General features: G+C 41.9%; 12 protein-coding genes. 11 read left to right on the forward strand and 1 reads right to left on the reverse strand.

The genetic code is table 11. The features are described 5' to 3' along the window. Positions 1-9: 9 nt before the first annotated feature. On the reverse strand, positions 10-1401 hold the full coding sequence (gene gcvPA / locus VB083_RS08545) for an aminomethyl-transferring glycine dehydrogenase subunit GcvPA (RefSeq protein ID WP_323401981.1): 1392 nt from the start codon (positions 1399-1401) through the stop codon (positions 10-12). A gap of 206 nt (positions 1402-1607) precedes the next feature. Between gcvPA and VB083_RS08550 the strand changes: the two genes are divergently transcribed. The 11 genes from VB083_RS08550 (at position 1608) to arsM (ending at position 12766) form a co-directional block, all read left to right on the forward strand. After that, a complete protein-coding gene (locus tag VB083_RS08550) occupies positions 1608-2273 on the forward strand; it encodes a GntR family transcriptional regulator (RefSeq protein ID WP_213690473.1) in 666 nt (221 codons plus the stop codon). A gap of 246 nt (positions 2274-2519) precedes the next feature. After that, positions 2520-3698 carry a saccharopine dehydrogenase family protein gene (locus tag VB083_RS08555; protein WP_213690474.1) on the forward strand — a complete coding sequence of 393 codons (1179 nt, stop codon included), beginning with the start codon at positions 2520-2522 and terminating at the stop codon, positions 3696-3698. Positions 3699-3873: 175 nt separating this feature from the next. Beyond that, positions 3874-5352 carry an amino acid carrier protein gene (locus VB083_RS08560; RefSeq protein ID WP_323401982.1) on the forward strand — a complete coding sequence of 493 codons (1479 nt, stop codon included), beginning with the start codon at positions 3874-3876 and terminating at the stop codon, positions 5350-5352. Positions 5353-5374: 22 nt separating this feature from the next. Continuing rightward, positions 5375-5689, forward strand: coding sequence for a pyrimidine/purine nucleoside phosphorylase (locus VB083_RS08565; protein WP_213690476.1), 315 nt, complete (start codon positions 5375-5377; stop codon positions 5687-5689). Positions 5690-5782: 93 nt separating this feature from the next. Then, positions 5783-7189, forward strand: coding sequence for a Sapep family Mn(2+)-dependent dipeptidase (locus VB083_RS08570; protein WP_323401983.1), 1407 nt, complete (start codon positions 5783-5785; stop codon positions 7187-7189). A 59-nt stretch (positions 7190-7248) separates the two neighbouring features. Continuing rightward, entirely contained in the window at positions 7249-8376 is a 1128-nt protein-coding gene (locus VB083_RS08575) for an MFS transporter (RefSeq protein ID WP_213695495.1), read from the forward strand. 4 nt (positions 8377-8380) lie between these two features. After that, positions 8381-9202 (forward strand): pyrroline-5-carboxylate reductase family protein, encoded by an 822-nt coding sequence (locus VB083_RS08580; RefSeq protein WP_213690479.1) that lies wholly within the window; start codon positions 8381-8383, stop codon positions 9200-9202. 42 nt (positions 9203-9244) lie between these two features. Then, complete coding sequence (locus tag VB083_RS08585; RefSeq protein WP_323401984.1) at positions 9245-10132, forward strand: DMT family transporter; 888 nt, start codon at positions 9245-9247, stop codon at positions 10130-10132. A gap of 125 nt (positions 10133-10257) precedes the next feature. Beyond that, positions 10258-11331 carry an AI-2E family transporter gene (locus VB083_RS08590; protein ID WP_213695497.1) on the forward strand — a complete coding sequence of 358 codons (1074 nt, stop codon included), beginning with the start codon at positions 10258-10260 and terminating at the stop codon, positions 11329-11331. A gap of 86 nt (positions 11332-11417) precedes the next feature. Then, positions 11418-11861, forward strand: coding sequence for a MarR family winged helix-turn-helix transcriptional regulator (locus VB083_RS08595; RefSeq protein WP_213699166.1), 444 nt, complete (start codon positions 11418-11420; stop codon positions 11859-11861). A 92-nt stretch (positions 11862-11953) separates the two neighbouring features. Next, positions 11954-12766, forward strand: a complete 813-nt coding sequence (gene arsM, locus VB083_RS08600; RefSeq protein WP_323401985.1) for an arsenite methyltransferase — start codon at positions 11954-11956, stop codon at positions 12764-12766. Positions 12767-12815 lie beyond the last annotated feature (49 nt).

Consider the following 12815-nt stretch of genomic DNA (forward strand, 5'->3'; position numbering starts at 1 on the left):
CCTTCCTTTCTACGCAAGAATTTCGCCAAGAGCCGCGATGAGAGTATCCATATCTTTCTGTGTAACGCACTCGGTTACGCTATAAAGAGCACTCTCTCCGTACCCTGGGAAAAGAGTTGAAAGATCAAGTCCACCGAAGATATGTCTATCTAAGAGGGCTTTGTTAATCTCTTTCACTGTTTTGCCCGTACCGTCAAAATTAACAATAAACTCTTTAAAATGAGGTGTTGCCTGAAGAGGAATTTTTACTCCTGGCAGAGCGGCTATTTTCTCCATAAGATATTGACAGCGCATATATATGTTCTCGCCCAATTCCTTCATGCCTTCAGGCCCCATGAGAGCTAAGTACACACCAGCAGTAATTCCCCAAAGGGCTGCCGCCGTTCCAACATATTCTTTGGCATTTTCGCGCTCTGCAAAAGAAGTGCGTTCCCACGCTACGTCTCCGAATCCCCACTCTTTATAAGTTGTAGGGGTAATACCGAAGAGACGAGACGGATACTCTCTTACAAAAGTTTCGTCATCTTGAACAGCCATAAAGCCGCCTCTGGCACCGCCATAATAGAGATGCATTCCCAGCGGTTGTAAATCACCACATACGATATCGGCACCATAACGAGATGGAGGTGTTAATAAGCCCATGGATGAAGGGTCAATGCCTACAACCATAAGAGCACCGGCATTATGAAGAAGTTCCGCAATTTTTTTGCCATTGACATCAATGGTTCCGATAAAAGCGGGATTTTCAAAATAGAAGACTGCCGTTTTTGAAGAGATAAGACTTTCAAGTTTTTGAAGATCGACACATCCTGTTTCTGGATCACAGGGAACATATGTAATGTAAAGATCTGGATTGCTATAATTTTTTATAACAGCTTTTGTTTCCGGGTGAATACTTTCTGCCACAAGCACTTCATCACGTTTGGTAATGCGAGTAGCCATTCTGATTGATGTTGCAGCTGCCTGTGCCCCATCATATGTAGGAACATTGACGACATCCATATCAACAAGTTCGGCCATCATACTTTCAAATTCGAAAAGGGCCTGGAACCTTCCGTGGTCTTCATATGGTTCACCTGCGTAGGCTGTAAGAAACTCTGAGCGCTGATTTATTTCATCGCATATAGCCGGCACGTAATGATTCCAGCAACCGCCACCTAAGAAGCTGATATTCTCTGACGTTGTAGCATTTTTCGAAAGAACTTTTTCAAAATGCCGCTTAAGCTCAACTTCAGAAAGAAGCGGTTCAGGAAGATCTAGTGGTTTATTTAATTTTAATTCATCTGGAACGCACTCAAAAAATTCATCAATGCTTTTCGCTCCAATGGCCTTCAACATTTCTTCCTGAACGTGAGAAACAGAGTTCGGGATATACGGATAGACAACTTTATTCTTATCCATGAGCTTCCTCCTCTTTCTTTGCTATAATACTAAAAGTATTCAAAGAATACATAGTATTCATAGTCTATTTTTTCTGCGCTGTCAAGTTTATAAGCTAAACAAAATTCAATGAATACATTGAATTCTTTAACATCGCTACTATGTAATGTATAATGTGAATTATTCATTTCTGTTGAGAAAATAAGAGGAATAGGGAGGAATTGCCATTGAGAAATGTTTCTCAAGCACGGTCTTCTGTGGATTACGTATATAAGGAATTACGCCATAAAATCATGAATAAAGAGTTTAAGCCAGGCCAGCGCCTTCCCGAAATATCCATAGCAGAACAACTCGATGTTAGCCGTACTCCTGTACGAGAAGCGTTTCGAAGGCTCTCGAACGAAGGTCTTATTAACATTGTTCCTAATGAAGGAGCCAGTCTGGTCGATCCTTCAAGAGAAGAAATTGAAGACACATTTGAGATGCGCGCATATCTAGAATGTCTTGCTATTAAAAAAGCCGTGCATCGTATTACTCCTCTTCAGCTTTGTATGTTAGAAGAAGAAATTCAGAAAGAGGAAAATATTTTTGTCGAAAAAGACCTCGATAAGTATCTGGAAATCAATAATGCCTTCCACAGAATTATCGCTGAAGCCAGTGGTAATGTCGTTCTTTACGATCTTATCATAAGCGTTCTTTCTCGTTCTTTAGTCTATCTTGTGTTATTTGAATCCTTTTTTGATTTCAGCGGGAACCCAAGTCTCGACGAACATCGAGCCATTCTTGAGGCACTAAAAGAACGAGATGAAGAAAAAGCCGAGGCATTAATGAAGTCGCACATACTTACTGCCGCAGAAGATGTTGGCGGTGCAAGAATTTCTGAGCCCAAATAATAGCTTATAAAACCGATTCACAGCAAAGGGAAATAGGCGAATTTTTAGTGGTAGCCCAAAGCTGCCACTTTTTTATTTTAATTTGAAATGAAATGGCCGTTGACAGAAACTTTTTTTCTGATATTATTTGCTGTACACAATGGATTCAATGAATTCAATTTATTGTCGTGCGACGTTCTTTCTTGTTTTGACTTCTTTTCTGCGCGTTTAACGCAAAACCTATTATTCAGAAGGGAGTTTTATAATATGGCTAAACGTAAAGCACTACAAATTGGCGCCGGGATGGTCGGTCGTTGTATCGTTAACGATATTATTAAAGACTTCGACGTTACCGTTCTTGACATGAGTGATTCAAACTTAGAAGAAACTAAACGTCTCTTCCCAGATGCCAAAACCGTTAAAGGCTCTGCCCTTGACGAAGAACTTTTTCAAGAAGTTTCTAAAGATGTCGATATCGTAACTGCTGCAATGCCTGGAACAGTCGGGTATAAGGTAACCGAGATCGCAATGAAATACGGAAAGAAACTGGCAAGTGTTTCTAGTATGCATGGACGTTCTGATGAACCTTACGACAAGATCGGGAAAGAGACTGGCGGTCTTGGAATTTCCATGATTGGCTTTGAGCCTGGTATGAGTAACTTCTTTGCGGGCCGTGGTTATCACCTCCTCGATAAGTGTGAAGAAATGTATGTTTATGTTGGTGGTATTCCTTATAACCCTCGCCCTCCTTTTAACTATACCACGACATGGTCATTAACAGACAACCTTAACCAGTTTGCACAACCAAGCACTGTCGTTCGAGATGGACAAGAAGTAGTTCTCAAAGCATTAAGCGAACTTAAAGACTTCCAAATTGAAGATTACCCCACAATGGAAGCCTTCACAAGCAACGGACTCGGAAGCCTTTTCCGTAGTTTTCATGATGTCCCCAATATGGCAGCCTATACCGTCCGTTGGCCAGGACTCACCGAACAGATGCGTTTTTTGGTGAACCTTGACCTCTTCGATTGGGAACCTCGTAAGATTGCCAAACATGATCTTGTTCCCCGCGAGATTCTTTTCAGCCTTTTCGCTGACAAATATAAGAAACTTCCCGGAGACCTCGATCTTTCTATCATGCGCATTATCACCAAGGGATACAAAGGTGATGACGCAGTTCAGCACACATGGGAAATAGCCCAGGTTGAAAAACCCGAGAGTGGCTACACTTCTATGGCTTGGTGTACAGCTAGCACATGCGGCATTTTTGCTCGCGCAATGTGCGAAGGAAGAATCAAGGGATGCGGCATGGTTTCTGCTGAGAAACTCGCTGCAGATGATGATTTTTACAACTGGGTTATGGCCGAACAAGACAAACGAGGCGTTCATTACAAACAGAAAATTGATATCAAAAAAGACGCCAAAAAGAAGTGGAATCGCGGATAGGAACCAGCACCACTTGTTTCCAACTTTAAGATCTTAAAAATTGCTTGAGCTCGTTATGGATTGAAACAGACACGACTTTTTTTGAATAGCCTTGGTTATTACAGCGCGGATCTTTTCTTTTTTTCCGCGCTGCTAGTTCCTGTAGTGCCATATTCTAAGGAGGTGCCTGTCACCCATGGACGTTACACAAGTGACAAAATTACTAGAGTTCTTTGCTTGGAAAGTGCTTTGGAATCCATATTTTCCAATTATCTTCATTATTTTAGGAATATATTTAACTGTAGGAATGCGTTTTTTCCAATTCCGAAGAGCAAGTGACATTATCTACAACACGATAGGAACCCTCTTCCGAAAAAAGAAGAAGGAAAAAGATAGTAAAGGGAATCTCATCAGTTCTTTTGGAGCTTTTGCTACAGCACTTGGCGGTACTGTAGGAACAGGTAATATTGCTGGCGTTTCTAGTGCTATTGCTATTGGTGGTCCCGGTGCTCTTTTCTGGATGTGGATAGCAGCGCTGGTAGGCATGGCCACAAAGATGGCTGAAATAATTTTGACACAGCACTATAAACAGCGTTATTCAGACGGAAGCTCTTACGGAAGTGCCGCTTTTTATATTGGAAAAGGTCTTGTTGAAGAACGAGGCTGGAAGTGGTGCAAAATTCTTGCTGTCGTATTTACGATCTTTATGATCGGCTCTTTTTACGTTGCTCCTGGTCCCTACACGATTATGGAGTCTTTTCAACGTTCCTTTGATTTATCAAAATATGCGGCAATCGGCATGAGTATTGCTTATACGCTCCTTTGCTACTATATCGTTCTTGGTGGTATTCCCAGAGTCGTCAAGTTTGCGGAAAATGTTGTTCCGGCAATGGTTTTGCTTTATTTAGCTGCTGGTCTTTATGTTATATTCCAAGATCTCTCCGCCCTTAGAACGGCTATTGCCAGTATCTTTACTTATGCATTTAAACCATGCGCTGCTATCGGCGGCTTTGCCGGTGTTGCTGTTATTAAGGCCGTTCAGATAGGCGTTGCCCGGAGTGTCTACAGCAATGAAGCAGGGTGGGGCAGTTCTGCCATTATCCATGCAACAGTGGATGTAGATCATCCAGGACGACAGGGAATGTGGGGAGCATTTGAAGTTGGTGTTGATACGCTGTTAATTTGTACTATTTCTGGTCTTATGGTTATAGTTACCGGCGCATGGAAGACGGGACACGGTGGAGCCGGTGCCGTTGGAGATGCTCTAACAGCAGTATTCGGCCCCTTTGGAGCATATGCCCTATCATTTTTTATGTTGATCTTCGCCTTGACAACAACAACAGGCTGGTTCTCGTATCTTGAATCATTAATTGTTTATTGCACTCGAAACAAAACTCGTGAACAACGTATTAAATATATACAGTTTGTTCGATTTACTGGACCCGGTGTTCCGTTGCTCTTTACGCTCTATGCCTTCTATAACAATATGGTTCCTTCAGTGGTATGGATGCTATTGGATATTCAACCTGCAGTTCCAGTGTATGTGAACGTTGTAGCCTTAACGTTGTTATCTCCTCTTATTTTCCGTCTCACGAAAGAATTTGAAGTTGGTTACCTTGATCCGGAAAAGGCCGCTCGGAAAGCTGCCAGGAGAGCTGCGGCTATAGCTAAATAAGGGAATGAGGAGGAGACTTCACATGGCTGAATTCTTTGACTCCGTCAAAGTATCGATACCCGTTAATATCTTCTTTGATGGGAAAGTTCAAAGTCGAACATTAGTTTTTCCAGATGGAAGCAGAAAAACCCTCGGAGTATATCTTCCCGGAGATTACGAATTTCACTCCGATGGTCCTGAAAAGGTTCTTATGACAAAGGGTTCTGTGGAAGTTCTTTTCCCCCAAGACTCTGATTGGAGAAGAATCAATAAAGGTGAAGTGTACATGGTTCCCCAAAATACGAAATTCAAAGTTCGATGCTCGGAGATTTCGGAATATATCTGTGATTTTCTTTAATCAGCAATAATCAGCAATACAAAGTTCTGCCGCCTCAAAGCGGCAGAACTTCATCTCTCTTTACACTATATAAAAGAAGCGGAGGTTTAGAGAATGAAAAAACTCGACGAACTTGTGTTGGCAAACGCTGATAATTTAATAAAAGTTGTGCAGGAAAGCGTTCGAATTCCAAGCATATGTTCTGAACCTACATCACAACATCCATATGGAGAAGAAATTGCTAATGCTCTAGATCACGCTTTAAACGTGGCCCAATCTATGGGATTTCGTACTACTAATCTCAACGGGAAAGTTGCTTGGGCAGAATATGGCGATGGAGAAAAAATAGTTGGGGCAATGGGGCATCTCGACGTTGTTCCTCCTGGAGAAAACTGGAGTTTTGATCCTTTTTGTGGAGATATTGTAGACAACCACATACGAGGAAGAGGAACTCAAGATGATAAAGGACCTCTTTTCAGTTCTCTCTTTGCACTAAAAGCTCTCGCTGATTCTCACGCACCGCTAAAGCACAGAGTAAGAATCATTTTCGGTCTTGACGAAGAGAGTGGACAGATGAGAGATGTTGCAACATATCTTGACTCTGAGGGGCCGCTTCTCATGGGCTACACTCCTGATGGAGAGTATCCTGTGGTCAATGCCGAAAAGGGAGCTCTTAAATTTACTGGTTATTGCAGCTTTAATAATCTTCTGCCTGGCAAGATTGAACTTGTCTCTTATAAAGGTGGAGAGGGAACAGGTTCAGTTCCTGCTAAAGCTAAGGCCACTCTCAGCGGAGCAAAAGAAGACCTAGAAAAAGCATCTACACTTCTTACAAAAGAGGCGACAAAGAATAACTGGCCTTTTTCTCTCAACTGGGAAGGGCCTCTTCTCAGCTTTTCAGTAACAGGCAAAGCAGCTCATGCTACGTTGCCCGGATTAGGCGTTAATGCTATTGGTCGTCTCTGCACTCTATTGTCATTATTGGACATTGCGGAAAATTATCGGCGCTTTTTCTCGTTTATTGGTGAAAATTTCGCCTTTTGTCCCGATCTCTCTACATTAGAATTGGCAGCTTCTCACCCTCACACAGGGAATATTACCTGTAACTTAGCTACTCTTGAAGGTGACAGAGATAGCGCCTCTTTTTATGTAGGAATATATATTCCAGCGCAAACACTTTCTTTTGACGACGTTTGCTCTAAGATTGCAGCTGCCTGCCTTGATGAACACATTGATCTTGATATCAAGACAAAGATTCCACCTTTATACGTATCTCCTGATAATCGCTTAATTAAGGCTTTAAGCAGAGGGTATGAAAATGCGACAGGAGAAAAAAGTCGGCTGCTTGCTATGTGTGGAAGCACGTACTCCAAAAAGATGCCTAATATGGTTCCTTTCGGTGGAACCTTCAATGGGGAGCCTGACTTTGCCCACGGAGCTGACGAAAGAGTGCTTATAGATAGGTTACTCCGTAGCACATGTATCATGGCTCATGCTCTTAAGGAATTGGCAAACGAATAGAGATGAGATATAGCCCGGTAGTATTCCAACTCCTTTTTATAACATTTGCAGCCGCAACAATGGATAGCGGTTACTATTTTTTGCCTGCCTATTTTGATGGGATGGGGTTTTATGCAGGTCCTTGGCTGGGTTGGATAATGGGGGCAGGATATGGGATATCGGCATTATCACGTTTTTTTGCCCCTGCAGTAGCTGATCGAATCGGGCTCGATCGTTCTCTCAAAGTCGGTTTCACTCTATTGCTTACTGCATCTTTGGCAATAGCCTTCGGTCCTCTCAAAGTATGGACCGTCATTTTATATAAAACTCTTTTGGGTTTGGGAATGACTCTTCAGGGAGTCGCAATGATTGCCTATCAAATGGTTATGGTACCTGAACAAACGAGGGGTAGAGATATAGGGCTCATCTCTCTGGGCTATGTTTTACCCTCATTAATCTTAGCCCCTATTCTCGAATGGATTCTCTTAAAGGGATACCCTCGCACCTATGCGGTTATTCTCGTAGCGATTGTTTCAGGTGGCTTACTAATGTGTTATGGCTTTAAGGGCGAACAAACGATGCCCGTTCTTTCAAAAAAAGAGACAAAAAGTGCCAGTTATAGAGAAATATTTTCGATGCGCCCAATTTTAGGTTTTATGGCTGTTATGGCTGTTTTTTCATTGGTAGACGCCATGCAAATAACGTTTGTCTCTCTCGCTTATGAACGAAAGCTTATAGCCACGGCATTCTTTCTTCCAGCTGCAATCACTTCATTGATGATTCGCACCTTGGGAGGATCTTTTCTCAATCGGTTCCCTCGTCGATTTATGGCGGGAGCTACCACATTTATCACTGCTGTGGGTATTTTCGGCACCAGTTTTGCGACATCTTCTTTTCAACTAATAGGTTTAGGGGTTTTTTTCGGTTTAGGCATGGGAGTGGGATTTCCTGCAATGACATGTCTTATTGGAGATTTGGGAGATGATAGAACTCGAACAAAATTGGCAGCCATCTATGGACTACTGTACTCTGGCACCTTCTTTATCATGCCAGCAGTTATAAGCTCAATCGCCGCATATGCGGGATATTCAAAAGCCTACCGTTTGGTGGCAATTGTTTTAATCGGCCTGAATGTTGCTGCTTTCCACTGGAGCTACCGCATACAGAAAACTGCAACTTCACAAAATATAGAAATATCGGAGGTATAAAATTATGAAAATCGGATTTATTGGTTCTGGTCTCATCTGCGAGATTATCACTCAAAACATTTTGAATAGCGGGCTTGTTAAAGCTGAAGATATTCATATTACAGACATCTTCAAGGCTCGAGAGAACGAAATGCACGAACGCTACGGTCTTACTGTTGCCGCAAGCAAAATTGACGTTATTAAAGCGGCAGATATAGTTTTTGTTTGTGTACGTTCTGACAACGCCATGGATCTTGCCGAGGAACTTCGCGAGATTCAGCCCGATTTCAGCAATAAGGTTCTTATCTCTATCTCTTCTGGTATTCCCATGAAACTCTATGGAGATATCTTCCCTGACCTGGCAATAGCCAGAGCTCTTCCCAACCCTCCCAGCAGAATTGGACATGGGGTTGTTGCTGTCGCTTTTAATAAGAATGTTTCTGATGAGCAGAAAGCAATGTTAATGCAACTTTTCGATTCTATGGGAAAAGCCTACATGCTTGATGAAGAGAAAATCAACGTCGCTACTGCAACTACCGGACCTGCTCCAGTTTATGCATTCTTCCAGGCCATGGTTGAATCAGCACTACTTCTTGGCATTGACTATAAGAGTGCATCACACATGGCATTCGGAACAGTCGAAGGTTGCCTAAAGGTATGGGAACGCCAGATCGACGATATTGCTGGACTTCTTCGTGAGACAAGCACTCCTGGCGGTATTTCTGTTCGTCAGCTTTACGCACTGGAAAAACGGGCTTTCAAAGCCATTGTCAAAGAAAATTACGAGGAAGGCTGGAGCCGCACTAAGGCCTACAGTGATGCAATTAGAGAAAGCTTAAAAAAGTAAATTTTTTTACTTTACTGAATAAAATCGAATGAAGGTATCGCTGTGAATATACTTGGAGTTTTTTATAGCCTTCTCGTCGCTTTTGTATGGGGAAGCGCACCAATCATTTATCGTTATTGCATCAACAATAGTTCTGCGTTGAAAATGCAAGCTATACGCAGTATTGGTTTTCTGGGATGTGGACTCATTATTGCTCTTATCTCTCCAAATGTGCTGCATGTAGCTTCACATTCACATTCTGCTCTTATGGTTTCAATAGGTGGGCTCTCCGCTCTTCTTATTGGTGACTCACTTTTTTTCCATGGGATTAGACTTATAGGTCCCGGTACAGCGACAGCCATTACAGGTACCTATCCGTTTTTTGCAAGTGTTGCTGCAATACTTTTCCTTGGCGAAAGGGCAACTACAGCTACTATTGTCGGTACCTTCTGTATCTTTGTAGGACTTGTAGTCTTTCGAATGAAACGAGAGGAGCCAAAACAAAAATCTCTACAGGGAGTTCTTTTATCTCTTTTTGCAGCATTCTTTTGGAGTGTTAACTTTGTTTTGACCCGTTGGGGAATGACTATCGGAGATATTTCTCCCCACGCTCTTGTTTTTTGGCAATCGATATCTTTTTTCATAGCCATTTGGATATGTTGGGGTATTTCTTGGCAAAGAAACAATCGCCAGGAACCATTATTCAGGATGCCTCTCAAAAATATGGTCATGATGATAACAGTTGGTGTTCTCTCTATGGGATTAGGTGGTTTTCTTACATCAGAAGCAATGCGATATGCTCCGGCATCTGTCGTTACTCCCATTACCGCTTCAAGCCCCCTCTTTGCAGCGTTTTGGGGAAGACTTCTCTATAGGGAACCTATTCTCATTCCTCAATGGATTGGAATTGTTCTGATTCTTACAGGTGGAGTAGCCATCAACTTTGGGTAAGCTAAAGGGGAAAACCTTAAAAAATGAGGTTTTCCCCTTTCCTCTATTTGTCGCCACGTATCCCTTAAAATAAGGTATGATTTATATATTGGATTTCGAAAGATTATGATCGTTGGAGGCAAATCATGAGTTCTCCTTTTGAAAAAGACAACGGCCAAGATACAAAAGAAAAAGTTCCATTTATTGGTCGATATGGTATACGAAGTCAGATATTTTTCTTGGGCTTTTTAAGTATTGTTGCTGGTGGCATGGTATTACGCTTTGCTAGAGGCGTTGTAATGCCTCTCGTTGTCGCTTGGTTGCTTTCGTATATTTTTAAACCGATTATCCAGACACTTGAGCGCAAAAAAATACCGCCCATCCTTTCGATTACGGCCCTAGTAGCCATCTTCCTTGGACTCTGCCTACTAGGTTTTACCTTCTTATATAGGCGTCTGGTACCTTTCGTAAATGCTTTTCCCTCGTACTACGACCAGTTTTTAGTTCTCGTAGAAGAGATTGGCAAAGCTAATGATATCCCTACAGATTTACTCTTTGAATTTGACTGGGGGAGTCGTCTCACGACGTGGCTTCTGACCCTGCCTGGAACAGCTATTTCTCTCGTGAGCAATTTGTTTCTGGTTATTGTCTTTCTTATTTTTATTTTACTGGGGTCTCCCGCTTCATCTGGGAAGCTTAAAAGAGCATTCTCTCCAGGAACTGCCTATCGATTTCAACATATTATTGATAAAATTTCTAAACAAATAGGGCGTTATTTGGCAACAGCCGTCATTATAAGTTCTTTGACAGGAGTCGCTGTCTGGTTGGCTCTCAAGTTTATAGGCGTTGATTTCTCTGTAAACTGGGGTGTGTTAGCCTTTTTGCTTAACTTTATTCCCTACATCGGTTCTATATTGGCATCAATTCCCCCCATTCTGGTTGCATTGGTAAAGTTTTATCCTGACTTCACACCTGCCATCATAACGAGCATTGCTTTGTTGACTATCCAGGTTGGTATCGGAAACATTTTAGCTCCCAAAGTTATGGGAGATGCTCTCGATATAAATCCTATTATCGTGCTTGTCTCCCTTCTTTTCTGGGGCTGGCTGTGGGGCGGCGTAGGTGCTGTTTTGGCTGTTCCTATTGCTGTGGTTATAAAGATCGTGTGCGAAAATGTTCCTTCTCTTCGTCCCGTAGCAATTATCATGTCATCGAAATAAGAACACACATATTTTTCTAAATACATATTTACAAAAGAGGGCCCCATCTCATATAATTGATTTTATCAACTATATGGAGGTTCTTCATGTTACGTCAAACCCAAGATCTGGCAATTTTAATAGAAGACATTGTCTGGCAATTTAGCGGAAAAAGCTTCAACGAAGAGTGTTGTGGCAATCTTTCTTATGGGGAATATCGAGCTCTCTATTTCATTTACCAACACGGGAACATTTCTATATCCGAATTATCAGAAAAACTTGTTCTCACAAAAAGTGGGGGGACTCGCCTTGTAAACAGACTTGAAGAGAAAGAATACGCCGAAAGAAAACGGAACTCAAGGGATGGACGCGTTTGCTGCGTAGGTTTGACAGCCAAGGGGGAAGGAATGGCACAATCACTTCATCAATCTTTTATTTCACGTATCGATAACACATTAAAAACTTTAGATGACCCTCTTCGTGACGTAGTTATTGCCGGATTTAAGATTTTCAAGAAAGCACTCTCAGAAAATGGCGAAAATAATATTTGATTATTTCAACCTTAGTTAATTTCAAACACATATTTTGCACAATGAAGCCCTCCAATATAGTACAAAGCTAATACATACTTAGGGGTGAAAACATGTCTGAACAGGCAAAACAAAAAAGTTCCGATGAAATTCGAAGTAAAGTTCGTGAACGATATGCGAAGATCGCTCAAAACCCAAATATGCAATCGGGATGTGCATGTTGCAACGGTTCCTCTTCCTGTTGCTCAACGTCACCTGAGACTCTTATTTCTAAAGAATTAGGATATTCTTCAGAAGAACTTTCTGTTACTCCAGAAGGCTCAAATATGGGGCTCGGCTGTGGCAACCCCCAAGAGAGTGCAGAGTTACAAGCTGGCGAAGTCGTTTTAGACTTAGGAAGCGGCGGCGGTTTTGACTGCTTTTTAGCAGCCCAAGTTGTCGGTGAGAATGGACATGTGATAGGGGTCGATATGACTCCTGAAATGGTCAGCAAATCCCGCGTAATGGCTGAAGAAGAGGGATATTCCAATGTTGAGTTCAGACTTGGGGAAATAGAACATCTACCTGTGGCTGATGCTTCTATTGATGTCGTTATTTCAAACTGTGTTATTAATCTCTCCCCAGAAAAAGAGCAGGTATTTTCAGAAATATATCGTGTTCTTCGAAAAAATGGGCGTGTAGCTATTGCAGATGTCATAGCATTACAAGAACTTCCCCAAGAAATAAAAACCAATTTAGATGCTTATAGTGGCTGTGTCGCAGGAGCTATTACTGTTCAAGAAGTAGAAGAAATATTAAAACGTGTTGGTTTTAAAAGTTTTAAAATTACTATAAAAGAAGAGAGCCAAGAGTATATAAAAGATTGGTTTCCTGAAAGCGGCGTAGAAAAATTTGTCCGCTCCGCGTATGTTGAAGCAGTAAAATAAAGACAAGAAAGGCCTTGCTCTATCAGCAAGGCCCTTCTTGCTTTGACTT

The organism is Aminobacterium sp. (assembly GCF_034926885.1).
Lineage (GTDB): Bacteria > Synergistota > Synergistia > Synergistales > Aminobacteriaceae > Aminobacterium.

Excerpts from the sequence above, each read along its gene's own strand:
- VB083_RS08570 (WP_323401983.1), top strand. The coding sequence starts at position 5,783 with ATGAAAAAACTCGACGAACTTGTGTTGGCAAACGCTGATAATTTAATA.
- VB083_RS08590 (WP_213695497.1), top strand. The coding sequence starts at position 10,258 with ATGAGTTCTCCTTTTGAAAAAGACAACGGCCAAGATACAAAAGAAAAA.
- VB083_RS08555 (WP_213690474.1), top strand. The coding sequence starts at position 2,520 with ATGGCTAAACGTAAAGCACTACAAATTGGCGCCGGGATGGTCGGTCGT.
- VB083_RS08580 (WP_213690479.1), top strand. The coding sequence starts at position 8,381 with ATGAAAATCGGATTTATTGGTTCTGGTCTCATCTGCGAGATTATCACT.
- VB083_RS08565 (WP_213690476.1), top strand. The coding sequence starts at position 5,375 with ATGGCTGAATTCTTTGACTCCGTCAAAGTATCGATACCCGTTAATATC.
- gcvPA (WP_323401981.1), bottom strand. The coding sequence starts at position 1,401 with ATGGATAAGAATAAAGTTGTCTATCCGTATATCCCGAACTCTGTTTCT.
- VB083_RS08595 (WP_213699166.1), top strand. The coding sequence starts at position 11,418 with ATGTTACGTCAAACCCAAGATCTGGCAATTTTAATAGAAGACATTGTC.
- VB083_RS08575 (WP_213695495.1), top strand. The coding sequence starts at position 7,249 with ATGGATAGCGGTTACTATTTTTTGCCTGCCTATTTTGATGGGATGGGG.
- VB083_RS08560 (WP_323401982.1), top strand. The coding sequence starts at position 3,874 with ATGGACGTTACACAAGTGACAAAATTACTAGAGTTCTTTGCTTGGAAA.
- arsM (WP_323401985.1), top strand. The coding sequence starts at position 11,954 with ATGTCTGAACAGGCAAAACAAAAAAGTTCCGATGAAATTCGAAGTAAA.